The following is a 24,085-nucleotide window of genomic DNA, read 5'->3' on the forward strand; positions in this document are numbered from 1 at the left end:
CTTGCAAGCGTGCCCGCCGAGGAGAGAGGGCACGCATGAGCTGGCAGGACGAACTCGACGAATTGCGCCGACGCGAAGCGCTCGCCGAACAGATGGGCGGCGAGGAAAAGGTTTCGCGCCAGCACGCGCGCGGCAAGATGGATGCCCGCGCCCGGCTCGCCGCGCTGGTCGACGACGGCAGTTTCCGCGAGATCGGCAAGATCGCGGGCAAGGCCAGCTATGACGAAAACGGCGACCTTGCCGGTATCCTCCCTGCCCCCTTCCTGTTTGGAAAAGCGCTGATCGATGGCCGCCCGGTCGTCGCCACGGCAGACGATTTCACCATTCGCGGCGGTGCGGCCGATGCGGGCATTTCCCGCAAGATGGTGCAGGCCGAAAAGATGGCGCACGAGCTGAAGCTGCCCCTCATCCGCATGATCGACGGCACGGGCGGCGGCGGCAGCGTCAAGACGCTCGAACAGATCGGCGCGACCTATATTCCCGCCGTGCCGGGATGGTCGGACGTGGTGAAGAACCTCGATACCGTGCCCGTCGTCGCCCTCGCGCTCGGCCCGACGGCCGGGCTTGGCGCGGCGCGCGCGGTGGCGAGCCATTATTCGATCATGGTGAAGGGCCTCAGCCAGATCTTCGCCGCCGGTCCCGCCGTGGTCGACGGCCTCGGCGATAGTTACAAGGGATCGACCGATCACAACCAGGCCAAGGAAGACCTCGGCGGGAGCGGCATCCATACCCGCAACGGCGTGATCGACGACGAGGTGGCCAGCGAGGCCGAAGCCTTCGCCCGCGCGCGTCATTTCCTCTCCTTCATGCCCGAACACGTCGGCCAGTTCGCGCGCCGTTCCAATTGCACCGATCCGGTCCACCGCCGCGAGGAGGCCCTGCTCTCCCTCGTCCCGCGCGAGGACAAGCAGGTCTATTCCATGCGCCGCTGCATGGAGATGGTGTTCGACCAGGGCACCGTGTTCGAGATCGGCCGTATGTGGGGCCGCGCCTGCATCACCGCGCTCGCCCGCCTCGACGGCTGGCCGGTCATGGTTCTGGCAAGCGACCCCAGCTACCTCGGCGGTTCGTGGGAGGCGAAGACGAGCGAGAAAGTCGAACGTTTCGTAAAGCTTGCCGACCAGTTCCGCCTGCCGATCGTCCATCTCGTCGACAACCCCGGTTTCATGATCGGGCGCGAGGCGGAAATGGCGGGTACGATCCGTTACGGCGTGCAGGCGATGAACGCGATCTACAAGGCCAGCGTCCCGCTCGCCTCTGTCGTGCTGCGCCGCGCCTACGGCATTGCGGGCAGCGCGATGAGCAATGCGGAGACGTACCAGTACCGTTTCTGCTGGCCGTCGGGCGATTGGGGTTCGCTACCCATCGCGGGCGGGCTGGAGGTGGCCTACAAGTCGGAACTGGAGGCGGCGGAGGACCCTGTGGCGGAACTGGCCGCCATTCGCGAACGGCTGGACAAGGTCACCTCGCCCTTCCGCAGCGCCGAACGCTTCAATGTCGAGGACATCATCGACCCGCGCGATACGCGGCCCTTGCTATGCGAATTTGCCGATCTCGCCTGGCGACGCCTGCACGCCGAAGCCTAGGCGTCTTCGGGCATTTTCTCGCCGAACAATTCCCCGCGCTCGGAGAACAGCACGAAAGCAAGGCTCAACACTGCCGTGACCAGCAGCGCTGCCGCAAGCGGGCGGGCGGTGCCGTCATAGGCATAGCCCACGAAGGCCCCCAGCAAGGCCCCACTGGTCATGCGCAGGAAGCCCTGCGCCGAAGACGCCGCGCCGGCGATGTGGCGGAAGGGCTGCAAGGCGATGCTGCCGAAATTCGCGCCGATGAAGCCGAGCAGGCTCATGTTCGCCGCCATCAGCGGGACGAAGGTCCACAGCGTTTCGTCGGGCTGGTTGGCGAAATAGAGCTGCGCCGCCGCCACCGCTATAAAGGCGAACAACGCCGCGTGGCTGACCTTGCGCGCGCCGAAACGTTCGACGATCCGGCTGTTCGACCAATTGGCCAGCGCCATGCAGCCTGCGCAGATGGCGAAGATCAGCGGGAAGCGGTCGCCCGCCCCGAAAGCCTCGCCGATCAGCTGCTGCGAGGAATTGATGAAGCCGAACAACCCGCCGAAGACCAGCGCGCTGCCGAGCGTGTAGCCGATGGTCTCGCGCAAGGTGACCGCACTCTTCATGTTGCGCGCGATGGGACCGATGCGGATTTCCTGCCGGTCTTCCTCGTGCAGCGTCTCCGGCAGGCGGAAATAGACCCAGGCGCTCATCACCACGCCGGCCAGCGCCATGCTGGCGAAGATCCAGCGCCAGTCGCCCATCAGGACGAGCACGCCCTGCCCGATGCTGGGCGCGACTGCCGGGACGAGCAGGAAGATCACGAAGATCAGGCTCATCATGCGCGCCATCTTGTCGCCGCCCACCCGATCGCGAATGATCGCTGGGGGAAGGGCGATGATGCCGGCTGCAAAGAAGCCCTGCGCCGCGCGCAGCAGCACCAGCATGTCGAATGTGCTGGCCAGCGCGCAGGCGATCGAAAGCGTGATGTAGAGGAACAGGGCCACGAACAGCACGGGCCTGCGCCCGTAGCGATCGGCGAAGGCACCCGGCACCAGCGTACCGATCCCTGCTGCCAGCAAATAGGCGCCGACCACGAATTGCCGGTTGTTGCCCTGGGCGCCCAGATCGCTCGCCAGGGCGTCGAGCGCGGGGAGGATGGCATCGATGCCGAAAGCATTGAGCGCCATCAGCAGCGCCATCATCCAGATCAGCTCGCGCTCGCCGATGGGCGCGCGGGTCGCGGCCTCGGCAGGGGGGCGTTCGCCCGTCGCAAGTTGATCGTTTCGCATTTGCACAAAATGGCGGGTGCCGCACAAGGTTCCGCTTTGCAACCCGTATCGCTATCTGGAGTGACATGAGCGAAGCGCAGGACAGGGATGATGACGAGGAGGCCGATGGCCTGCGCAAGATCATCCACGTCGACATGGATGCCTTCTTCGCCAGCGTCGAACAGCGCGACAATCCAGACCTGCGTGGCAAGCCCGTGGCAGTCGGCGGGGCGAGCGGTCGCGGCGTCGTGGCCGCGGCCAGCTACGAAGCGCGCAAGTTCGGCGTGCGCAGCGCCATGCCCTCGGTCACAGCCAAGCGGCTGTGCCCCGATCTCATCTTCTGCAAGAGCCGCTTCGACGTCTACCGCGAAGTCTCGCAGCAGATCAGGGCGATTTTCCGCCACCACACCGAACTGGTCGAACCGCTCAGCCTCGACGAGGCCTATCTCGATGTGACCGAAGACCGGCTGGGCATAGGCAGCGCGACCCGCATCGCCGAGCTGATCCGGCAGGAAATCCGCGCCAAGACGAAGCTGACCGCCAGCGCCGGTGTCAGTTACAACAAGTTCCTCGCCAAGCTTGCCAGCGACCAGAACAAGCCAGATGGACTATGCGTCATTCGCCCGGGCCAAGGCGCGGATTTCGTCCAGTCCCTGCCCGTCAGGCGGTTTCACGGCGTCGGTCCGAAGGCGGAGGAGAAGATGACCCGTCTCGGCATCGCGACAGGCGCGGACCTCGCCGCCAAGGACATCGAGTGGCTGCGCGCCCATTTCGGCAGCTTCGCCGACTATCTCTACCGCGCCGCACGCGGCATCGACCTGCGCCCGGTGCGCGCAAGCCGGACCCGCAAGTCCGTGGGCGGAGAACGCACTTTCAGCCGCGACATCTCATCCGGCGGCGAACTGCGCGAGACGCTGGAGAACATCATCGACATCGTCTGGGAGCAGATCGAGCGCGCCGAGGCAAGCGGGCGCACGGTCACCCTGAAACTGAAATACACCGACTTCCAGATCTTCAGCCGGGCCAAGTCGGTGGCCCGCCCGATTACCGGCAAGGAGGAGTTCGCGAGCGTGTCCCGCACCCTGCTCGAAGAGGTTCTCCCGCTCCCCATGCCAATCAGGCTGATGGGGCTGACGCTATCGAAGCTCGAAAAGGACGAAGAGGAAGAACCGCGGCGCCCCGACGCGCAGCTGAGCCTGCTCTAGGCGGCGTTGGCGTGCCACAAGGCCAGCCGCTCGCGCGTGCGCGGGCTCAGCGGCTCGGGCAGCGAGTGGGTGGGAAAGAAGCGCGCTTCCACGATTTCGCGGCCATCGGGTCTGGGCAGGTCGTCGATCACCGCAGCAAAGATATGTGCCGTGTGTGCGGCACCCGACAGTTCCTCTTCGATGGTGCCGATAAGCCTGATCGCGGTCGCTTCGCAGCCGACCTCTTCGCGCATCTCGCGCCGTGCCGCCTGTTCCGCCGTTTCACCGCGATCGATGCCGCCGCCGATGAAGAACCAGCCCTTGGGGCCATAGCTGTGGCGCACGAGGAGCAATTGCCCGTCGAGGTCGCGCACGATCACGCTCACCCCGTCGCGGGTCGTCCCGGTGGATTTGCGAAGCCGTGCCCGCAGACGGTAGGCGATGCGAAGGGCGAGCCGGTGTAGCGGCGCCGGGATCAGGTGAAGCATGTGACCGGTTGGCTCGAGCCCTTCAGCAGGCGCGCCACGGGCAAATCGCTTTGACCGGAAACGGCCTCGTCGAAGACGGTGCGCTTATCGGAGCCGCGGATCACGAAGGCGATCTGGCCGGAATCGAGCAATGCCGGCAGCGTCAGGCTGATCCGGTCGAACGGCGCTTCCGGCGGCAGGGGATCGGGCGTCAGGCGGATGATCCGCCGCTCTTCATCGAGCCGGGGATCGGTGTTCGGAAAGAGCGAGGCAATGTGACCGTCCGCACCCATGCCGAGCCAGGCAAGGTCGAAGTGCGGGACTGCTTCCATGATCGTCAGCGTCACCACTTCCGCACCGGCCGGTTCAAAAAGGGCCCTCAGCTTGCCGGTGTTCGACGCCTCGTGATCTTCGGGAACGATGCGGTCGTCGTTCGGCCACACGACCAGCCGCGAGAAATCGAGATCGTGTTCGAGGAGCTTTTCTATGATCGGGAACGGTGTCGAACCACCGGGGACCGTGATCGTGACCGGCCCTTCCCTTGCGTCCAGCGCCCCGGAAAGTCGTGCGGCGAGCCAATCGGCGATCGCCTCGTCGCCTGCCCGTTCGATGATCGTTACGTCTGCCATGGCCCACTCATACAACAAACCCGCCCGCACCCAAGGTGCGAACGGGCTTTGAATTGGTATTTATTTGCGAAGCTTACTTGCTGGTCTGGTTGAGGAACCAGATACGCTCCTCGCATTCGTCGATCCAGTCGTCGACGATGCCGCTCGTGGCATTGTCGCCGACCGCTTCGGCCTCTTCCTTCACCTTGCCGAGACGATCGTGGAGCTTGCGGTTGTCGTCGCGCAACTCCTTGACCATCGCGTCGGCCGTGATCGTCACGTCGTCCTGGTCGGCGATCTTCGTCTCGCTGGCGACCGAGCCGATAGAGGTCAGCGTATATTCGTCGTTCTTGCGCACGCGCTCGCCAAGGTCGTCGACGGTGGCGATCAGCTGCGCGGCCTGCTCGTCGAACAGGACGTGCAGGTCGCGAAAGCGCGGGCCTGCGACGTGCCAGTGGAAGTTCTTGGTCTTCATGTAGAGCGCCAGCGTGTCAGCCAGTGCGCCGTTGAGCGCGGTGACGAGACCGGCTTTCGAATTGTTGCCGAGTTCGGCCATGGAAAATCCCCTTCTTGGATTATGAACTGTCTGCCCAACCAACGGCGGCGGGGGCGAAGGGTTTCATGGTCTTTGCCTGTTGCAGATATCGAACAAAGCGATTCACCCTAATAGTATCGAACGGAAATTCCGATCAATATGGCCATGAGGAATGCGACCGCCGCCAGGACAAGCCGTATCTGGCGGTGGGGCAGGGATCGAAGCCTCTCGCCCAGGGCATAGCCGGTCGCAATCGCCGCCATGCCCCCCAATGCGCCGCCGAGCGCTGCCATCTGCGGGAATGCAAGCGCCGCACCGAGCGCGAAGACGACAAAGCGCGCCGCATCGGTCAGCTGGCGTAGCGCAAGAGCAAGACCGATTGCGAAGAGCGAGCGCGTAGGTTCCGAAGGTATCTTTTCGCGATTGGGCCATGCAAGTTCGAGCGCGGCGAGCAGAAGCGCCATCGCGACGAACATCTGCGCCGTATTGACCGACAGCGAGGCGGATATCTTTCCGCCAGCCCAGCCTGCCAGCGCGCCCGTTGTCGCCGCGCTGGCCATACCCGCCGCCAACATGCCGGGCGAAGGCCCCAGCCTCGCTCTGAGGTCTGCAACCAGAAGCTGGTCGCGTGCGCCGATCGAAAGCGTGAAGGCCGCGACAAGGGCGAACAGCAGCGCGCTCATATTCCGGCGATCAGGTCTTCCATGGTCCGGTGATAGCTATCGTGCGCGTCGGCGCATAGGCATTGACGAAGAACCACTTACCGTCGGGCGAGAAGCAGCCGCCTGCAAGTTCTGTCTGCATGCGCAGGCGACCGAAGGCATAGGCTTCACCCGACGGCGTGATGCCGCGCAGGTGATTGTCCACGATGGGCGTATACTGGTCTTCGCACACGATAAGGTGACCGTTCGGCCCGACCGTCAGGTTGTCGCCATAGTTGAACTGCGAGGCGCTTTCGCTTTCGAAGAACAGTTCGAACCGGTCGGGACCGACCCCGCGCCCGGGCACCAGCCTGAACACCTGGCCATATTTGGCGGCCCCGCCATTGGTCGAGCATATGTAAAGCTCGTCCGTGCCCATGTGGATGCCCTCGCCGCGCGCGATGATCGAGGCACCTTGCGCCGCGGCACGCTCGCGCAGGTCGTCCTCTGGCGCCTCCACATCGTTTAGTGCGATCCAGCGCACCGGATAGCTTTGCCCGACCGGCATCAACGGCGCGTCGTGATTGCGCGTGTCGGGCACAGCGTCGATCACCATCGCTTCCAGCCTGCCGCCTTGGGCCAGCTTGCCGGGCACTTTGGGAATGAAGCGGTAGAGGACGGAATTGCCCCGATCTTCGGTCAGGTAAACGATACCCGTTTCCGGATCGACGCAGGCGGCCTCGTGGTTGAACCTGCCCATCGCCATCAGCGGCACAGGGTCGACCAGGCCTTCCGCATCGGCGGGAACCTCGAAAACCCAGCCGTGGTCGCGGCCCAGCCTTCCGGGGCCGATATCGTCCGCTTTGGTGACATGTTCCTCGCAGGTCAGCCAGCTCCCCCATGGGGTCACGCCGCCCGAGCAATTGCGGATGGTCCCGGCCAGCGAGCGATATTCGCGCTTCTTTTCCAGCGTCGCCGCATCGAGCACCAGCGTGGTCGTGCCACCCGGCAGGACGGATCCCCCCGCTATCCGGTCATACCCGTCGGCGATTGCCCCGCCGGGCTCGTCGGCCTGCTTGAGTTCATGATTGCGCACCAGCGCGATCTCTCCGCCGGGCAGCGATAGGCAGCCCATCCCATCGGCTTTGTCCGGAACCGTCCCGCCATCACTCATCGCATCGCCAAGGCTGGACAGCAGGCGGTAGGAGAAGCCTTCGGGCAGGTCGAGCAGACTGTTCGGATCGCGGACCAGCGGCCCGTATCCGGCAGCCGTAAGCTCCGCCCCCCGCGTCATGCACCCGCTCAGCGTCAGGGCGCCGAAGGCAGTTGCGGTTGTGGAAAGGAAATGTCTGCGTTGCATCCGGGGGTTCAAATCTGTCTCCATTGGCCCTGCAGGCGCGCCATGCGATAGAAGCGTGAAATGTCAATGACAGTTGGGAGCAAGTGATGGAATTGAAAGCAAAAATGGCAGCTGTGGTGACCGGCGGCGCATCGGGTCTCGGCAAGGCAAGTGCGAGCGCGCTGGCGGAAGCCGGACTGAAAGTCACCATCTTCGATGTGAACGAGGAAGCCGGCGAAGCGCACGCGAAGGAAATCGGTGGCCATTTCGTGCGGGTCGATATTACCGATGAACAATCGGTGGTCGACGGTTTCGCCTCTGCCCGTGCGGCCCACGGACAGGAGCGCGTGACGGTCCATTGCGCCATGACCAGCCGCCGGGGCAAGACGCTGGGCTGGGACAAGGAAACGGCTGGCTACAAGCGTCTGCCGACAGAAGACTATGCGTTCGGCGCGGAGGGTATTCTCATATCATCCTACCGCATCGCCAGCCATTCCGCTCTCGGCATGGCCAATAGCGAGCCGCTCAACGAAGACGGCGAGCGCGGCGCCATCACGCTGACCGCAAGCGTCGCCGCGCAGGACGGCCAGATCGGCCAGGTGATCTACGGCAGCTGCAAGGCGGGCGTGAACGGGCTGGTGCTGCCGATGGCCCGTGATCTCATGGACCTCGGCATTCGCGTCAACTCGGTCATGCCGGGCATTTTCGCGACCCCGCTGATGCTGGGAATGAAGGATCGCAACCCGCAGATGTGGGACCAGCTCAACGCCAGCGTCCCCTTCCCCAAGCGGCTGGGAAAGCCGGAGGAATTCGCCTCGCTGATCGTCGAGATCGCCCGCAACAGCTACATCAACGGCCACCAGTTCCGCCTCGACGGCGCGATCCGCATGCCTCCGAAATGAGGTCGTTGGAGCGGGTGAAGGGAATCGAACCCTCGTCGTCAGCTTGGGAAGCTGCTGCTCTACCATTGAGCTACACCCGCGAGGTGGAGCGGCGCTTGCCACGGGCGGCGCCACACGGTCAATCGATTCGGTGAGCGGCGGAAAACACCGGACGGCGCCTTCACCTTCCCGGCCAAGCCTATAGAAGGGCCGGATGACGACGAGGCGCGAATGGGTGAACTGGGCGATCGGGCGGATCGAGGCCGATTTCAATCGGTCCGCGGACACGCATCTCATCCCCCTGCCCGTCCCCGCGCTTCCCGACATCGCGATCTACCTGAAAGACGAATCCAGCCACCCGACCGGCAGCCTGAAGCACAGGCTCGCGCGCTCGCTGTTCCTTTACGGCCTGTGCAATGGCTGGATCAGCGAGGGTACAGCCATCGTCGAGGCATCGAGCGGGTCGACCGCCGTGTCGGAGGCCTATTTCGCGCGGATGCTGGGCCTGCCTTTCATTGCCGTAGTGCCCAAGACGACGGCGCAGGCGAAGATCGATGCCATCGCCTTCTACGGCGGCAAGTGCCACTTCGTCGACAATCCCGGCGAGATGTATGACGCAGCGCAAGCCCTCGCCGATGATCTGAAAGGTCATTACATCGACCAGTTCACCTTCGCCGAGCGGGCGACGGACTGGCGCAGCAACAACAACATAGCGGAATCGATCTTCGCCCAGATGCAGCGCGAGCCGCATCCGGTGCCGCGCTGGATCGTATGCGGAGCCGGGACCGGCGGGACATCAGCAACCATCGGCCGCTTCGCCCGCTACAACCGCCACGACACCAAGGTCTGCGTCGCCGATCCCGAAGGCTCGGTCTTCCACCGCCACTGGGCCGACCGGTCGGTCGAGCGCGTCGACCATCCCTCTGGCTGTATCGAGGGGATCGGGCGCCAGCGGGTGGAGCCCAGCTTCCTGCCGGACGTGGTCGATGCCATGGAAGCCGTGCCCGACGCCTGCTCAATCGCTGCCGCGCACGAGGTAAGCGAACGGCTCGGGCGGCGATGCGGGGGATCGACCGGCACCAATGTCTGGGCCTGCGCCAAGATTGCCGCCGACATGGCAGAGCGCGGCTTCAAGGGTTCGATCGTCTCAATCCTGTGCGATGACGGCGCGCGCTATGCGGACACGATTTTCGACGACGATTGGCTGGCGGACAAAGGCTTCGACATCCTGCCCCAGCGCAAGAAGATCGCCCATTTCTTCGAAACCGGCACTTTCGCTGCCGGCTGATACAGCCCCTTCCGGGAGAGATTTAACGTGATTACCGACGACCGCATCATCCTTGGGCTACTGGGCTTGGTGCTCGCCTTCGTATTCGTGACGCGGGATCGGCCGGGATGGCAGAAGTTCTATACCTTCGTACCGATCATCCTGGTCTGCTACCTCGTGCCCTCGCTGATGGTCACCTTCGGCCTCATCGATGTGAGCGAGAGCAACCTCTGGACCGTGGCGAAGGATTTCTTCCTGCCCGCAGCGCTGTTCCTGATGACGCTCAGCATCGATCTGAAGGGTATTCTGGGCCTTGGCAGCAAGGCGATCATCATGTTCCTGACTGCGACGTTGGGCATCGTGATCGGCGGCCCCCTCGCGCTCTATATCGTCGCGCAGTTCGATCCGTCGATCATCGGGACGGGACAGGACGCGGCATGGCGCGGCCTCGCCACTCTGGCGGGTAGCTGGATCGGCGGCGGCGCGAACCAGACCGCGATGCTGGAAGTCTATGGCTATAATATCGAGAAATACTCCGCGCTCATCGCGGTCGACATCATCGTCGCGAATATCTGGATGATCTTCCTCCTTTACGGTGCAGGCGCGAGCGAGAAGGTCGACCGCTGGCTCGGCGCGGACAGCAGCGCGATCGACCGGCTGCGCGACAAGATGGCCGATTACACCAGCTCGGTAGAGCGCGTGGCGACAGCGAACGATTACGTCCTGCTGTTCGGCGCAACACTGGCGGTGGTCGGTCTGTGTCATCTTGCAGGCACCATGCTTGGCGGGTTCTTCGCTGAATTGCAGGGCGAAGAGGCAACGCTGGCGAGCAGTTTCTTCTGGGTCGTCGTGGTGGCGACCACGCTCGGCCTTGCCGCCAGCTTCACCCGCGCGCGCAACCTGGAAGGCGTCGGCGCGAGCAAGTTCGGCACGCTTTTCATCTTCCTGCTAGTCGCGATCATCGGCACCAAGATGGACGTCACGCAGCTGGGCGATGCGCCCGGCTTCATGGCCGTGGGGCTGATCTGGATGCTGTTCCACGTCATCCTGCTGCTGCTGGTGGCCAAGCTGATCAAGGCGCCGTTCTTCTTCGTCGCCGTCGGCAGCAAGGCGAATGTGGGCGGGGCCGCCTCGGCGCCCGTCGTGGCGGCCGCGTTCCACCCGGCACTGGCCCCGGTCGGCGTGCTGCTGGCAGTGCTCGGCTATGCGCTCGGCACCTATGGCGCGATCCTGTGCGCACAGATGATGGCGGCGGTCGGATAATCCCGAAAGGTAAAGGTTTCATCTGAAACCGGTTGATTTCGGAGCATCCGCTTGCCACAGCCGTTGGCAAGAAAAGAGAGGATTCCCCCATGCGTCAGGTTGACCATTTCATCGCCGGCGGAGCCACCGGTTCCGCCACCCGCAAGCACCAGATCTGGAACCCGTCCACGGGCGAGGTCCAAGCCGAGGTCGCCCTTGGCGATGCAGCCCTACTGCAGAAGGCCGTGGACGAAGCCAAGAAGGTCCAGCCCGAATGGGCGGCCACCAATCCGCAGCGCCGTGCGCGCGTGATGTTCGAATTCAAGCGCCTCGTCGAAGCCAACAAGCAGGAACTGGCCGAACTGCTGTCGAGCGAACACGGCAAGGTGGTCGAGGACGCGCATGGGGATGTGCAGCGCGGCCTCGAAGTCATCGAATTCGCTTGCGGCATCCCGCAGGCGCTGAAGGGCGAATACACGCAAGGCGCGGGCCCGGGCATCGATGTCTATTCGATGCGCCAGCCGCTCGGCATCGGTGCGGGCATCACCCCGTTCAACTTCCCTGCCATGATCCCGATGTGGATGTTCGGCATGGCGATCGCTGCCGGTAACGCCTTCATCCTGAAGCCGTCCGAGCGCGATCCCTCCGTGCCCGTGCGCCTCGCCGAACTGTTCGTGGAAGCAGGCGCGCCCGAAGGCCTGCTGCAGGTCGTTCACGGCGACAAGGAAATGGTCGACGCGATCCTCGACCATCCCGACATTCCGGCAATCAGCTTCGTCGGCTCCTCCGACATCGCGCAGTACATCTACTCGCGCGGCACGGCGAATGCGAAACGTGTGCAGGCTTTCGGCGGCGCGAAGAACCACGGCATCGTCATGCCCGACGCCGATCTCGACCAGGTGGTGAACGATCTTGCCGGAGCTGCCTTCGGTTCGGCTGGCGAGCGCTGCATGGCGTTGCCGGTTGTAGTGCCGGTGGGCGAGGACACGGCGGACCGCCTGCGCGAAAAGCTCATCCCCGCGATCAACGCGCTGCGCGTCGGGGTCTCCAACGATCCCGAAGCGCATTACGGCCCCGTCGTCACGCCCGAACACAAGGCACGCGTCGAAGGCTGGATCGACACTGCCGAAAAGGAAGGCGCAGAAGTCGTCATCGACGGTCGCGGCTTCAGCCTGCAGGGTCACGAAGACGGTTTCTTCGTCGGCCCGACGCTGCTCGACCGTGTCACGCCCGACATGGAAAGCTACAAGGAAGAAATTTTCGGCCCGGTCCTCCAGATCGTGCGCGCCAAAGATTTCGAGGACGCCGTCCGCCTGCCGAGTGAGCACCAGTACGGCAACGGCGTCGCCATCTTCACCCGCAACGGCCACGCCGCGCGCGAATTCGCGAGCCGCGTGAATGTCGGCATGGTCGGCATCAACGTGCCGATCCCGGTGCCGGTCAGCTATCACAGCTTCGGCGGCTGGAAGCGCTCGGGCTTCGGCGACATTGACCAGTACGGCATGGAAGGCCTGAAGTTCTGGACCAAGGCCAAGAAGGTCACGCAGCGCTGGCCCGATGGCGGCGGTGACGGCTCCAACGCCTTCGTCATCCCGACGATGGGATAAGGACAGCGGGCGAGGCGTTGGGGAAGAATGACAATGATTTCACCCCGACACCTCGCCCTCCTTTTTTGCCCTCTCTCGCTCGCAGCTTGCGGGAGCGCAGACGAGGAGCCTGCGGAGCCCGTTAGTAGTCCTTCCGAGGCCGTAGAAACCTCATCGACCCCTTCCCCACAGGCCTCCGAAGCCGAACCTCAATCGGCGAGTTTCGCCAAGACGATGCCGCAGGAAATGCGCGGGATCTGGCACAAGGACATCCTCGGGCGCGCGCCCAATGCGGAAGAATGCGATCCGCGACTGCGCGGTACGATCGACTGGGACCGACTCATCACGGTGCGCGACAGCGGATACGTCTATTTCGAAATGAGTGGCCGGATCATGGAAGTGCATGATCGCACCGACACGATGATCGATGCCACTTTCGACACCACCTACGCGGATACCCCGACGAGCGAGCGGCGCGATTTCGCGCTGCAGGGCGACGGGACGCTCGCTATCAATCTCGATGACGGCGACGGGACGATGCAGGTCGTCCAGTACCGCCGTTGCCCGGAGTAAGCCCATGCGTATCATCTCGAGCATTGCCGCCCTCGCCTCTCTCGCTCTCGTCGCAGCCTGCACAGAGCCGGTCGAAGACAGGCCGGAGCCGGAAGAGACCATGATGCCGGTCGAACCCGGTGGCGGCATCGGTGACGGGGCCACTCCGCTGCCCGAACTTCTCGGCACGGAAATACCGGAGGCTCTGCACGGGCGCTGGGGCCTCGTGCCGGCCGATTGCACCTCGACCCGGGGAGATGCCAAGGGCCCCATCACCATCGACGCAGAGCGCATCGAATTCTACGAATCGCGCGCCGTCGTGGACGAGATCGAGGATCAGAACACCGGCATGATCCGCGCCCGCTTCGCGTTCACCGGCGAAGGCCAGGAATGGACCCGCGATATCGAGTGGCGGCTCTCGGAAGACGGCGCGAAGCTCATGCGTTCCGAAACTGGCGAAGATGCGCTCGACGAACCTCTGAGCTATACGAAGTGCGAAACCGAAGGAGAGTGACGATGAAAGCCGTTCTTGCGATTTGCGCCGCCCTGCCGCTGGCAGCCTGCGCCACCGCCTATGAGGGGGCTGAGGCCCCCGCCGCGGCCGCCGGCACCTGCGATGCTGCACCCGTGCAATATCATGTCGGGCACGAGGCGACTTCGGACATGGGCGCGGCAATCCTTGCAGAAAGCGGCGCGCGGACCCTGCGCTGGGGCCCGCCGGACTCCGCATGGACGATGGATTACCGCGAAGACCGTGCGAACGTGCGGTACGATCGCGACATGAAGATCACCGCGGTCACCTGCGGATGAGCGAGCGGCAACGGGCGTCCACGGGATCGCCGTTCGAGGATCAATTCGGTTTCTGCCGCGCGGTAAGGGACGGTGACCGCATCGTGGTCGCCGGCACGGGCCCGATCGAGGACGACGGGTCGAGCACCGCAGGCGATGCCACCGCACAGGCCGCGCGCTGCTGCACACTGATCGTCCGGGCAATCGAGCAACTCGGCGGCTCGGCTGCGGATGTCGTGCGCACCCGCATGTTCCTCACCGATTTCGACGACCAGGCCGCCGTCGGCGAGGTTCATGCGCGCTTTTTCGGCGATGCCAAACCGGCCGCAACGATGGTCGGCTGCGCATGGCTTTGCCGCAAGGAATGGAAAGTCGAATTCGAGGCGGAAGCAATCGTTAAAGGCTGAGGCCGCCCACCCCTTCCCTTGCCCCCGCGAGAGGTTTAGAGCGCCCCCATGACAGGACAATTCCAGCTTACCGAAGAGCAGCTCGCGATCCAGGAAATGGCGCAGCGCTTCACCGCCGATAACATCACGCCCTTCGCCGGCGAATGGGATGAGAAGAGCCATTTCCCGCGCGACGTGATCAAGAGCACCGCCGAACTCGGCTTCGGCGCGATCTACGTCTCGGAGGAAAGCGGCGGCATCGGCCTCGGGCGTCTCGAAGCCGCGCTGATCATGGAAGCCATGGCATATGGCTGCCCGACGACCAGCGCCTTCATCTCGATCCACAACATGGCGAGCTGGATGATCGACCAGTTCGGATCGCAGGACGTGAAGGACCGCTACCTTCCCGACCTCGTCAGCATGGAAAAGATCGCCAGCTACTGCCTGACCGAACCCGGCAGCGGCTCCGACGCAGCCGGCCTCAAGACCAGCGCCGTCCTGGATGGCGACCATTACGTTTTGAACGGCACCAAGCAGTTCATCTCGGGCGGCGGCGTCAACGACGTCTACGTCACCATGGTCCGCACCTCCGATCACAAGACCAAGGGCATCACCTGCCTGGTGATCGACAAGGACACTCCCGGCGTATCCTTCGGCAAGCCGGAAAAGAAGCTCGGCTGGAATGCCTCGCCCACCGCTCAGGTCATCTTCGAAGATGCGCGCGTACCCGTCGCCAACCGCGTCGGTGACGAGGGCGAAGGGTTCCGTTTCGCGATGATGGGCCTCGACGGCGGACGCCTTAACATCGGGGCCTGCTCGCTCGGCGGTGCGCAGCGCTGCCTCGACGAGGCCGTCGCCTATACCAAGGACCGCAAGCAGTTCGACACGCCGATCGCCGACTTCCAGAACACGCAGTTCATGCTCGCGGACATGGCGACCGACCTCGAAGCCTCGCGCGCGCTGCTCTATCTAGCGGCCGCCAAGGTGACCGACAACGCGCCCGACAAGTCGCGCTTTTCCGCCATGGCCAAGCGCCTTGCGACCGACAATGGCAGCAAGATCGTCAACGACGCGCTGCAGCTGTTCGGCGGCTATGGCTATTTGAAGGAATACCCGATCGAGCGGTTCTGGCGCGACCTGCGCGTCCACTCGATCCTCGAAGGCACGAACCAGGTCATGCGCATGATCGTGGGCCGTGACCTCCTGCGCCAGTGAGCACCGACATGACTGACGACATTCTCATCCATACCCATGGCCGCGTCGGCCATATCAGCCTCAACCGTCCGAAGGCGCTGCACGCGCTGACGCTCGACATGTGCCACGCGATGAGCGCGGCGCTTACCGAGTGGGCGAATGACGACGCCATCGAAGCGGTCATCCTCGACCATTCCGAAGGGCGCGGTTTCTGCGCGGGCGGCGATATCAACCTGCTGCGCCATTCCGCCCTGAATGATGGCGGCAAGAGCGGCCGCAAGTTCTTCCATGACGAGTACCAGCTCAACCACCAGATGATGACCTATGGAAAGCCCATCGTGGCCTTCATGGACGGCATCACCATGGGCGGCGGCGTGGGCATCGCCCTGCCCTGCACCTATCGCGTCGCGACCGAGAACACCCGTTTCGCCATGCCCGAAACCGGCATCGGCCTGTTCCCGGACGTCGGCGGCGGCTGGCATCTCTCGCGCCTCGGCGGGCGGCTCGGCGAATTCCTTGCGCTGACCGGCGCACGGCTCGACGGGGCGGAATGCCTCTGGGCCGGTATCGCAACGCATTACGTGCCGAGCGAAATGATCCCCGAGGTCAAGGCGCGCATCATCGACAAGCCCGACCGTATCCGCGGCATCCTGTCCGAACCGGTCGGCACCCCGCCCAAGGCACGGATCGAGGGCAATGCCGACAAGATCGCGAAGCACTTCGCCTCCGATCGCTATGAAGACATTCTCGCCAGCCTCGAAAAAGCGGCGGCCGACGGTGACGAATGGGCCGCCAAGGAACGCGACACGCTCGGCACCAAAAGCCCCCAGACCTGCAAGGTCGCGCTGCGCCAGCTGGCGACCAGCCGCGAGCTCGACAGTTTCGCCGACAATATGGCGATGGAATACCGCATCGCCAGCCGCGTGCTGACGCGCCCCGACTTTGCCGAGGGCGTGCGTGCAGTCATCGTGGACAAAACCAACGACCCCAAATGGGATCCGGCTACGCCCGAGGGCGTGAGCGAAGAACTGCTCGACAGCATCTTCGCCCCGCTTCCCGCAGACGAGGAATGGAAACCCCTATGAGTTACGAGACCATCACCGTCGAACAGCGTGACGCGGTTACGCTGATCACGCTCAACCGCCCCAAGGCCCTCAATGCGCTGAACAGCAAGGTGCTGGAAGAGCTGACCGAGGCGTTCGCCGCCTACCAGGCCGACAGCAGCCAGCTGTGCGCCGTGCTCACCGGTTCGGGCGACAAGGCCTTTGCCGCCGGTGCTGACATCAAGGAAATGAGCGAGAAGGCGGCTGCCGACTTCTATCTCGAAGATTTCTTTTCGCCCTGGACCAGCGAGATCGTGAAGAAGACCCGCAAGCCGTGGATCGCCGCGGTGAACGGCTTTGCGCTGGGCGGCGGGTGCGAGCTTGCCATGATGGCGGACTTCATCATCGCGAGCGAGAACGCCAAGTTCGGCCAGCCCGAGATCAAGCTGGGCGTTGCCCCCGGCATGGGCGGCTCGCAGCGCCTGACCAAGGCGATCGGCAAGTCGAAGGCGATGGAAATGTGCCTGACGGGCCGCATGATGGGCGCTGAGGAAGCCGAACGCAGCAACCTCGTCGCGCGCGTGGTGCCGCATGACGAACTGCTCGACGATGCGATGAAGACCGCCGCGCAGATCGCCGCGATGCCGCCAATGGCTGCCATCGCGAACAAGGAAATGGTCAACGCCGCTTTCGAGACCAGCCTCGACCAGGGCCTGGTCATCGAACGCCGCATCTTCCAGATTCTCACCGCGAGCGAGGACAAGAAGGAAGGCATGGCCGCCTTCGTCGAAAAGCGCGAGGGCAAGTGGAAGGGTAGGTAATGAGCCCGGAAATCTATCCGCTGATTGGCCTCGTATGTGGCCTTGTTGGGGGATGGATATGGGAAAATGTGATACCAGGCGGGATTGCTGCGATAGCGATAGCGCTCCTTGCGGGATTGATCGCGACGGCGCCTTCCAGCTTTGACGGGCTAGGCCTCTTGATGGTCGTCCTTGGCACAATCCTGGCCGGTCTCATGTCCTTCTTCGGCACCGTCACAGGCACCCGCCTGAAAGAATATTTCGAGAGGAAATCAGAATGAAAATCGCCTTCATCGGCCTCGGCAATATGGGCGGAGGGATGGCCGCGAACCTCGTCAAGGCGGGGCACAACGTGCTCGCCTTCGATCTCGACGAGGAAGCGCGACAGAAGGCCGACGATGCCGGGTGCACGACCTTCAGCGAGCCTGAGTGGGCTGTCGAAGATACCGAAGCCGTGGTGACCATGCTTCCCAATGGCGGGATCGTGAAGTCGGTCTACGAAGGCAGCGTGATCGGCAAGGCACCCGAAGGCGCAGTCCTGCTCGATTGTTCGACCATCGATGTCGCCACAGCCAAGGAGGTGATCGCCAAGGCCGAAGCTGCCGGATACGACATGGTCGACGCCCCCGTTTCGGGCGGGATCGCGGCGGCCAATGGCGGTACGCTCACCTTCATGGTCGGCGGGACCGAAAACGCATTCGGGCGCGCCGAAGAGGTGCTTCAGGCGATGGGCAAGGCGGTCATTCACGCAGGCGATGCAGGCGCGGGACAGACGGCAAAGATCTGCAACAACATGCTGCTCGCTATCTCGATGATCGGGACTGCCGAAGCGATGAAGATGGCCGAAAAGCTCGGTCTCGACCCGCAGAAGTTCTACGAGATCAGCTCGCAGTCCTCAGGCTATTGCTGGTCGCTTAACGCATATACGCCGATGCCCGGCGTGGGCGTCGAAAGCCCGGCGGACAATGACTACAAGGGCGGCTTCGCCACGGCGCTGATGCTGAAGGACCTGCGCCTCGCGATGGATGCGGCAAAGGACGTCGATGCGACCACCGTGCTCGGCGCGAAAGCGGCGGAAATCTACGAGGAACTCGCCAAGGAACACGGCGGCCTCGATTTCTCCGCGGTGATCAAGACGCTCTGAGGTCTTCCAGCACCTCCGCGAGCCATTCGCGCGGGGCTTTGCGGCGACCGATGTCGGCGACGAACTCTTGGCCGCGCGCGACGCTCTTCAGCCTGCGTCCGCGAAGCCAGCGATCCGCACGGTCGTGATAGGTCAGCCCGCCGCGCTTTAGCCAGGAGGGCCGGTTCCACAGCGATGGCGGCCCTTCCTCGACCGTGAGCCGCAATGCGGGTGAGGCGCGGTTGGCCGTGCCACCCGGCCCGACATAGAGGCAGTCGTTGCTGCCGTGCATGGCCAGCGCGTGGGGGTGGTGATGAGCGCGAAATTCATCGCGCTCCTCATCGTTGCAGCTGGCGAGGTGAACCGTGCGCTTCACCTCCATCCAGCCGAAGATGCGGTGATGGGGCTCGCCGGTGTCCTCTTCGCGGAAGAGGCCGAAGAACAGGAAGATATCGCCCACGCCGACACCCTGGTTGGCGAGATGGGTCTGCGCCGCGCCGACCTGCCCGAAGATGCAGGTGCCATCGCCCGTGAACATCGGGTCGTGGTGGCACAGGTCCGCCTCGCCGAGCTTGCCACGGCTGGCTGCCTTCGCATGTTCGCCCAGCCGGAGCGCGCCATAGCTCGTGTTCGAGGCAGCGCCGGCGGGAATCGGCAGGCTAACAGGCACACCGTCCACGATAGGCGATGCACCGCCACCTGCCGCGCTGTCGAAGCCCTTGCGGCTGAAGACGATCTTCATGACCGCCGCCCGGCGATCAACGTCCGCCCTGCTCGCTCATCGTCGGTTGGCCCGAAGGCGCCACCGGCTCCTCATACGCCAGCACCGGCTTGCGCGCGGCGAGCGTTTCGTCGAGGCGGCGGCGCGGTGCGTAGTGCGGCGCAGTCTTCAGCGTCGCATCGCCGGCCTTCGCCCGTTCCGCCACGCTACGCAGCGCGGCGATGAACTGGTCGAGCGCGGCCTTGCTCTCGGTCTCGGTCGGCTCGATCAGCATCGCGCCATGCACCACCAGCGGGAAGTACATGGTCATCGGATGATAGCCCTCGTCGATCAGCCCCTTGGCAAGATCGAGCGTCGAGATGTCCTCGGCAAAACCGGCGTCGGAGAACAGCGCCTCGTGCATGCAGGGCCCGCTCGGCCCGAAGGGCGCATCGAGCACGTCGTCGAGACTGCGCAGAACGTAATTGGCGTTGAGCACGGCGTCCTCGGCGACCTGCTTCAGCCCGTCCGCACCGTGGCTGAGCATATAGGTCAGCGCGCGGGTGAACATGCCCATCTGCCCATGGAACGCGGTCATGCGGCCAAAGGATTGTGTGTGTCCGTACTGGTCTGCGTTTTCTTCTTCTACGAGGTGCACCTCGCCATCCTTGCCGCGAACCACGTAGGGAAGCGGGCCAAACGGCGCGAGTGCCTCAGACAGCACGACCGGGCCGGAACCGGGTCCACCGCCGCCATGCGGGGTCGAGAACGTCTTGTGCAGGTTAATATGCATCGCATCGACGCCGAGGTCGCCGGGGCGGACCTTGCCGACAATGGCGTTGAAGTTCGCGCCGTCGCAATAGACGAAGCCGCCAACTGCGTGCACCGCGTCCGAGATCGCCTTCATGTCGCGCTCGAACAGGCCGCAGGTATTGGGGTTGGTGATCATCACCGCGGCCACATCGGGGCCGAGGCGAGCCTTCAACGCTTCGAGATCGACGCGGCCTTCGGCGGTCGCGGGAATATCCTCGACCTCGTACCCTGCGAAGGCTGCGGTCGCCGGATTGGTGCCGTGCGCACTTTCGGGGACCAGCACGACCTTGCGCGCATCGCCGCGCGCTTCAAGCGCGGCGCGGATGCAAAGGATGCCGCACAATTCGCCATGCGCGCCTGCCTTGGGGCTCATCGCGACGCCGTGCATGCCGGTGAGGTCGATCAGCCAGTTTGCAAGCTCGTTGATGACTTCAAGCGCACCGCGCACGGTCTGGACCGGCTGAAGCGGATGGACGTCGGCGAAGCCGGGCATGCGCGCGACCTTCTCGTTGAGGCGCGGGTTATGCTTCATCGTGCAACTGCCCAGCGGGAAGAAGCCGAGATCGATGCCGTAGTTCTGGCGTGACAGCCGCGTGTAGTGGCGCACCGCCTCAGGTTCGGAGAGGCCCGGCAGGCCGATCGCCTCTGCGCGGTCCATGCCTCCGAGACGCGTTGCCGCGCCCGCAGGTTCGGGGAGGTCGACGCCGGTCGTCTCGACGTGGCCGATTTCGAAGAGCAACGGCTCTTCGAGCATCAGCGCGCGGTTGCCGGTGACGGTGTCGGGTCCACTCATCGCATTGTGATCTTCGACCGGGGTGCCGGGCTTCCAGCCGGACTGGTTAGGAGCGCTCATGACAGCACCTCCTCGAGAGCGGAGGCAAGGGTTTCGATGTCCTCCTCGGTGGTGGTTTCGGTGACGGCCACCAGCAGGCCGTCGGCCAGGTCGGCATTGTCCGGGAACAGCCGGCCGAGCGATACGCCGGCGAGGATGTCCCGCTCTGCCAGCTTGCGCACGACTGCCCGTGCATCGGTGCCGAGCCGGACCGTGAATTCGTTGAAGAAGCTGTCGTTGAGGACGCTCACGCCCGGCACCTTTGCTAGCCGGTCGGCGGCGTGGCAGGCCAGGCGGTGGTTCTCCATCGCCAGGCGGCGCAGGCCCTTCTCGCCGAGCAGCGTAATATGCACGCTGAATGCCAGCGCACAGAGGCCGGAATTCGTGCAGATATTCGACGTCGCTTTCTCACGGCGGATATGCTGTTCGCGCGTCGATAGCGTCAGGACGAAGCCGCGCTTGCCTTCCGCGTCGACGGTCTCACCGCACAGGCGGCCCGGCATCTGGCGCACGTGCTTCGGGCTGGTGACCGCAAAGAGGCCGAGATACGGGCCGCCGAACTGGAGGCCGACGCCGAGCGACTGCCCTTCGCCGACGACGATATCCGCACCCATTTCGCCGGGCGACTTGATCGCACCGAGAGCGACCGGCTCCGTGTTGACGACGATCAGCAGCGCGCCCTTTTCATGCGCCGCATCGGCGATGGGCTGCAGGTCGCTCACGCGGCCGAGGATGTCGGGATACTGGACGACCACGCAGCTGGTGTCGTCGTCGATCCGTGCGATCAGCCCGTAATTGTCGGGCTGAGCCTGCAAGGCGGGGCTCGCATGTGCGATCTCGTCTTCGGTGAACTTGGCCATGGTCTTCACGACCTCGGCATAGTGGGGGTGCAATGCGCCCGACAGCACGACCTTGCGCTTCTTCCCGCGCGCGACGCGGCTGGCCATTGCCACCGCTTCCCAGCAGGCAGTCGAGCCATCGTACATCGAGGCATTGGCCACGTGGCAACCATAGAGCCGCGCGACCTGCGTCTGGAATTCGAACAGCATCTGCAAGGTTCCCTGCGCGATTTCCGGCTGGTAGGGCGTATAGGCGGTCAGGAATTCACCGCGCTGGATGATGTGATCGACGCTGGCCGGGACGTGGTGCTTGTACGCCCCTGCCCCAAGGAAAAACGCTGCATCGGACGCTGCAAGATTCTTCTTCGACAGCCGCCGCATGTGCTTTTCGACTGCCATTTCGCTGGCGTGCATGGGCAGGCCCTCGATCGGGCCGGTCAGCCGTGCCTCCTCGGGTACGTCGGAAAACAGCGCGTCCACATCGGGCGCACCGATCGTCTCAAGCATTGCCGAACGATCGGCTTCGGTAAGCGGCAGATAACGCATTGAATAACCCCTGGCGCCCGGTCGGGCGTTTAGATCAAAGCTCGTCGCAGAAGCTCTTGTAGGCCTTGTCGTCCATCAGCCCTTCGAGTTGGGACTTGTCGGAAACGGTCATGCGGAAGAACCACCCGTCTTCCTCGGGCGAGGTGTTGACCAGCGCCGGATCGTCTTCGAGCGCGGCATTGGCTTCCGTCACTTCGCCGCTGATCGGCGCGTAGACGTCGCTCGCGGCCTTGACGCTTTCGACCACGGCAGCGTCCTTGCCTTTTTCCAGCATCGTGCCGCTTTCAGGCAGTTCGACGAACACGATGTCGCCAAGCTGACCCTGCGCATAATCGGTGATGCCGACAGTGGCGGTGTCGCCTTCCAGGTCGATCCATTCGTGTTCTTCGGTGAAATAACGAGCCATCAGTCTCACTTCCCTCTGTGATAGCGGTGGGGGACGAAGGGCATGGTCGTGACCTTCGCGGGCAGTCTCTTGTTACGAACCTCCACCTCGACCTCGGTTCCCGGTTCGATATGGCTTTTTTCAAGGTAGCCCATCGCGATCGGGTGTCCGAGCGAGGGTGAAAAGCCGCCGCTGGTGATGCGGCCGATTTCGGTATCGCCGTCGAAAACCTTGGCCCCTTCGCGGGCAGGCAGGCGCCCTTCGAAAGTCAGCCCGACACGCTTGCGTGCGGGGCCGGAGTTGAAGACGTCCATGACCTTTTCATGGCCCATCCAGCCGCCGTCCTCGCGGCGGCGCTTTGTCAGCGCAAAGCCGAGATCGGCCGAGACGGGATCGGTTTCGGTCGTGATGTCGTGGCCATAGAGCGGCAAGCCAGCTTCCAGGCGCAGGCTGTCGCGCGCGCCCAAGCCACAGGGGCGAACCTCGATTTCAGCACAAAGGCGATCGCACAGGCTCTCGGCGAATTCGGCAGGGACCGAAATTTCGAAGCCGTCTTCGCCGGTATAGCCCGCGCGCGTGATGCGCAGCGGCCATTCGCCGAAATCGTGGACCACGCTTTCCATGAAGATCATGTCTTCGATAGTGTTGCGCATGACGCGGTTGAGCGCGGTGGCAGCGTTGGGGCCTTGCAGGGCGACCAGCGCATGCTCGTCCATGTGGGTCAACGTGACTTCGTCGGGCAGGTGCTCGCGAAGATGGGCGATATCGTCCCACTTCATCGCGCCGTTGACGACGAGGTAATAGGCCGGGTCGCCCCAATGCCCTTCGGTGCCAGCTTCTTCGTCGGCCTCGATCCACGGTGTGGCATTGGTGACCATAAGGTCATCGAGGATTCCGCCGTCCTCGTCGATGAGGAGCGAATAGCGCACCTTGCCGGGCTTCAGCGTAGTGATCGCGCCGGGCAGCAGCTTTTCGAGTTCCGCGGCGACGTTTTCGCCGGTCAGCATCAGCTGGCCCATGTGGCTGACGTCGAACAGGCCCGCTTGACTGCGCGTCCATTCATGTTCGGCAACGATCCCGCCACCTGATTCCGCCGAATACTGGATCGGCATTTCATAGCCCGCGAACGGCACCATGCGCGCGCCCTTGCGGCGATGCCAGGCATCCAGCGGCAGCTGTTCGATTTCCTGCGGTGTGTCGGTATTATCGCTCAAGACGCATCCCTTGGTGGCAAGCATGGAAGCGCCGCGAACGGCGCTGAAACAACCCATGCCCCCTCTGTCGGGAAACCTGAGAGACTGGCGCGCAAATGAGCACGCGTACCCCTTCGGTGGTCCGCCGCGGCTGCGACAAACGCTTTCCAGAGTGTCGATGGCAGCGCACGGTCCCTTGGCCTGAGAGTTTCCGGGGCGGTTGCTCCTTCGGCGCCGGGCGGGTGTCCCCCGCACAGGCTCTCCCATGCGCGCCTGCCGCAGAATCGCTCCTGCAGCCGACGGTTCAGCCCTG

Annotated in this window: 26 protein-coding genes, 1 tRNA gene and 2 riboswitches; of the genes, 15 read left to right on the forward strand and 12 right to left on the reverse strand. The window is 64.2% G+C overall.

What is annotated here, in order from left to right; translation table 11 throughout:
- The first annotated feature begins 35 nt into the window (after positions 1–35).
- A complete protein-coding gene (locus tag K3179_RS02985; RefSeq protein ID WP_221562398.1) occupies positions 36–1,586 on the forward strand; it encodes an acyl-CoA carboxylase subunit beta in 1,551 nt (516 codons plus the stop codon).
- Here the strand turns inward: K3179_RS02985 and K3179_RS02990 are convergent.
- Positions 1,583–2,848, reverse strand: a complete 1,266-nt coding sequence (locus K3179_RS02990; protein ID WP_221562399.1) for a multidrug effflux MFS transporter — start codon at positions 2,846–2,848, stop codon at positions 1,583–1,585. The genes K3179_RS02985 and K3179_RS02990 overlap by 4 nt on opposite strands.
- A gap of 65 nt (positions 2,849–2,913) precedes the next feature.
- Here K3179_RS02990 and dinB point away from each other — a divergent pair, with 65 nt between their 5' ends.
- The gene (gene dinB / locus K3179_RS02995; RefSeq protein ID WP_221562400.1) at positions 2,914–4,032 is read left to right on the forward strand and encodes a DNA polymerase IV; all 1,119 of its coding nucleotides are present in this window, start codon (positions 2,914–2,916) and stop codon (positions 4,030–4,032) included.
- Here the strand turns inward: dinB and K3179_RS03000 are convergent.
- The 5 genes from K3179_RS03000 to K3179_RS03020 form a co-directional block, all read right to left on the reverse strand.
- Positions 4,029–4,499 (reverse strand): NUDIX domain-containing protein, encoded by a 471-nt coding sequence (locus tag K3179_RS03000; protein WP_221562401.1) that lies wholly within the window; start codon positions 4,497–4,499, stop codon positions 4,029–4,031. The two genes, dinB and K3179_RS03000, sit on opposite strands and share 4 nt — an antisense overlap.
- Complete coding sequence (locus K3179_RS03005) at positions 4,487–5,107, reverse strand: 6-phosphogluconolactonase (protein ID WP_221562402.1); 621 nt, start codon at positions 5,105–5,107, stop codon at positions 4,487–4,489. The genes K3179_RS03000 and K3179_RS03005 overlap by 13 nt, the downstream gene beginning before the upstream one ends.
- A gap of 73 nt (positions 5,108–5,180) precedes the next feature.
- Positions 5,181–5,642 carry a Dps family protein gene (locus K3179_RS03010; protein ID WP_221562403.1) on the reverse strand — a complete coding sequence of 154 codons (462 nt, stop codon included), beginning with the start codon at positions 5,640–5,642 and terminating at the stop codon, positions 5,181–5,183.
- Positions 5,643–5,749: 107 nt separating this feature from the next.
- On the reverse strand, positions 5,750–6,304 hold the full coding sequence (locus K3179_RS03015; protein WP_221562404.1) for a TMEM165/GDT1 family protein: 555 nt from the start codon (positions 6,302–6,304) through the stop codon (positions 5,750–5,752).
- Between the two features lie 10 nt (positions 6,305–6,314).
- Positions 6,315–7,622 carry an alkaline phosphatase PhoX gene (locus K3179_RS03020; RefSeq protein ID WP_247712780.1) on the reverse strand — a complete coding sequence of 436 codons (1,308 nt, stop codon included), beginning with the start codon at positions 7,620–7,622 and terminating at the stop codon, positions 6,315–6,317.
- Positions 7,623–7,708: 86 nt separating this feature from the next.
- Between K3179_RS03020 and K3179_RS03025 the strand changes: the two genes are divergently transcribed.
- On the forward strand, positions 7,709–8,503 hold the full coding sequence (locus K3179_RS03025; protein WP_221562406.1) for an SDR family oxidoreductase: 795 nt from the start codon (positions 7,709–7,711) through the stop codon (positions 8,501–8,503).
- Between the two features lie 6 nt (positions 8,504–8,509).
- On the opposite strand, the gene K3179_RS03030 is transcribed toward K3179_RS03025, so the two are convergent.
- Positions 8,510–8,583: transfer RNA gene (locus K3179_RS03030), tRNA-Gly, on the reverse strand.
- A 113-nt stretch (positions 8,584–8,696) separates the two neighbouring features.
- Between K3179_RS03030 and K3179_RS03035 the strand changes: the two genes are divergently transcribed.
- From K3179_RS03035 to mmsB, 12 genes are all read left to right on the forward strand, one after another.
- Positions 8,697–9,770, forward strand: a complete 1,074-nt coding sequence (locus tag K3179_RS03035; RefSeq protein WP_221562407.1) for a PLP-dependent cysteine synthase family protein — start codon at positions 8,697–8,699, stop codon at positions 9,768–9,770.
- Positions 9,771–9,797: 27 nt separating this feature from the next.
- Positions 9,798–11,012 (forward strand): DUF819 family protein, encoded by a 1,215-nt coding sequence (locus K3179_RS03040; RefSeq protein WP_160594224.1) that lies wholly within the window; start codon positions 9,798–9,800, stop codon positions 11,010–11,012.
- Positions 11,013–11,101: 89 nt separating this feature from the next.
- Positions 11,102–12,598, forward strand: a complete 1,497-nt coding sequence (locus K3179_RS03045) for a CoA-acylating methylmalonate-semialdehyde dehydrogenase (RefSeq protein ID WP_221562408.1) — start codon at positions 11,102–11,104, stop codon at positions 12,596–12,598.
- A 213-nt stretch (positions 12,599–12,811) separates the two neighbouring features.
- Positions 12,812–13,150 (forward strand): hypothetical protein, encoded by a 339-nt coding sequence (locus K3179_RS03050; protein WP_221562409.1) that lies wholly within the window; start codon positions 12,812–12,814, stop codon positions 13,148–13,150.
- Between the two features lie 4 nt (positions 13,151–13,154).
- Entirely contained in the window at positions 13,155–13,643 is a 489-nt protein-coding gene (locus K3179_RS03055; RefSeq protein WP_221562410.1) for a hypothetical protein, read from the forward strand.
- Positions 13,644–13,645: 2 nt separating this feature from the next.
- A complete protein-coding gene (locus K3179_RS03060) occupies positions 13,646–13,939 on the forward strand; it encodes an I78 family peptidase inhibitor (protein ID WP_221562411.1) in 294 nt (97 codons plus the stop codon).
- Positions 13,936–14,325 (forward strand): RidA family protein, encoded by a 390-nt coding sequence (locus tag K3179_RS03065; RefSeq protein WP_221562412.1) that lies wholly within the window; start codon positions 13,936–13,938, stop codon positions 14,323–14,325. The genes K3179_RS03060 and K3179_RS03065 overlap by 4 nt, the downstream gene beginning before the upstream one ends.
- A gap of 48 nt (positions 14,326–14,373) precedes the next feature.
- Positions 14,374–15,519, forward strand: coding sequence for an acyl-CoA dehydrogenase family protein (locus tag K3179_RS03070; RefSeq protein ID WP_221562413.1), 1,146 nt, complete (start codon positions 14,374–14,376; stop codon positions 15,517–15,519).
- A gap of 8 nt (positions 15,520–15,527) precedes the next feature.
- Positions 15,528–16,583, forward strand: coding sequence for an enoyl-CoA hydratase/isomerase family protein (locus tag K3179_RS03075; RefSeq protein ID WP_221562414.1), 1,056 nt, complete (start codon positions 15,528–15,530; stop codon positions 16,581–16,583).
- Positions 16,580–17,362, forward strand: a complete 783-nt coding sequence (locus tag K3179_RS03080) for an enoyl-CoA hydratase-related protein (RefSeq protein WP_221562415.1) — start codon at positions 16,580–16,582, stop codon at positions 17,360–17,362. Before K3179_RS03075 ends, K3179_RS03080 begins: the two co-directional genes overlap by 4 nt.
- Positions 17,362–17,622 carry a hypothetical protein gene (locus K3179_RS03085; protein ID WP_221562416.1) on the forward strand — a complete coding sequence of 87 codons (261 nt, stop codon included), beginning with the start codon at positions 17,362–17,364 and terminating at the stop codon, positions 17,620–17,622. The genes K3179_RS03080 and K3179_RS03085 overlap by 1 nt, the downstream gene beginning before the upstream one ends.
- Positions 17,619–18,485 (forward strand): 3-hydroxyisobutyrate dehydrogenase, encoded by an 867-nt coding sequence (gene mmsB, locus K3179_RS03090; RefSeq protein ID WP_221562417.1) that lies wholly within the window; start codon positions 17,619–17,621, stop codon positions 18,483–18,485. The genes K3179_RS03085 and mmsB overlap by 4 nt, the downstream gene beginning before the upstream one ends.
- Here the strand turns inward: mmsB and K3179_RS03095 are convergent.
- The 5 genes from K3179_RS03095 to gcvT are packed head-to-tail and all read right to left on the reverse strand — an operon-like array spanning position 18,472 to position 23,793.
- Positions 18,472–19,206 (reverse strand): Nmad3 family putative nucleotide modification protein, encoded by a 735-nt coding sequence (locus K3179_RS03095; RefSeq protein WP_221562418.1) that lies wholly within the window; start codon positions 19,204–19,206, stop codon positions 18,472–18,474. The two genes, mmsB and K3179_RS03095, sit on opposite strands and share 14 nt — an antisense overlap.
- Before the next feature lie 16 nt (positions 19,207–19,222).
- The gene (gene gcvPB, locus K3179_RS03100; RefSeq protein WP_221562419.1) at positions 19,223–20,830 is read right to left on the reverse strand and encodes an aminomethyl-transferring glycine dehydrogenase subunit GcvPB; all 1,608 of its coding nucleotides are present in this window, start codon (positions 20,828–20,830) and stop codon (positions 19,223–19,225) included.
- The gene (gene gcvPA / locus K3179_RS03105; RefSeq protein WP_221562420.1) at positions 20,827–22,194 is read right to left on the reverse strand and encodes an aminomethyl-transferring glycine dehydrogenase subunit GcvPA; all 1,368 of its coding nucleotides are present in this window, start codon (positions 22,192–22,194) and stop codon (positions 20,827–20,829) included. The genes gcvPB and gcvPA overlap by 4 nt, the downstream gene beginning before the upstream one ends.
- Before the next feature lie 34 nt (positions 22,195–22,228).
- Positions 22,229–22,600, reverse strand: coding sequence for a glycine cleavage system protein GcvH (gcvH, locus tag K3179_RS03110; RefSeq protein WP_221562421.1), 372 nt, complete (start codon positions 22,598–22,600; stop codon positions 22,229–22,231).
- Positions 22,601–22,605: 5 nt separating this feature from the next.
- On the reverse strand, positions 22,606–23,793 hold the full coding sequence (gene gcvT / locus K3179_RS03115; protein ID WP_247712781.1) for a glycine cleavage system aminomethyltransferase GcvT: 1,188 nt from the start codon (positions 23,791–23,793) through the stop codon (positions 22,606–22,608).
- 54 nt (positions 23,794–23,847) lie between these two features.
- Positions 23,848–23,951: riboswitch (glycine riboswitch) on the reverse strand.
- A riboswitch (glycine riboswitch) is annotated at positions 23,952–24,048 on the reverse strand. It lies immediately after the preceding riboswitch.
- Between the last annotated feature and the right edge of the window lie 37 nt (positions 24,049–24,085).

The sequence above is a fragment of the Qipengyuania intermedia genome (genome assembly GCF_019711615.1).
GTDB classification, from domain to species: Bacteria; Pseudomonadota; Alphaproteobacteria; order Sphingomonadales; family Sphingomonadaceae; genus Qipengyuania; species Qipengyuania intermedia.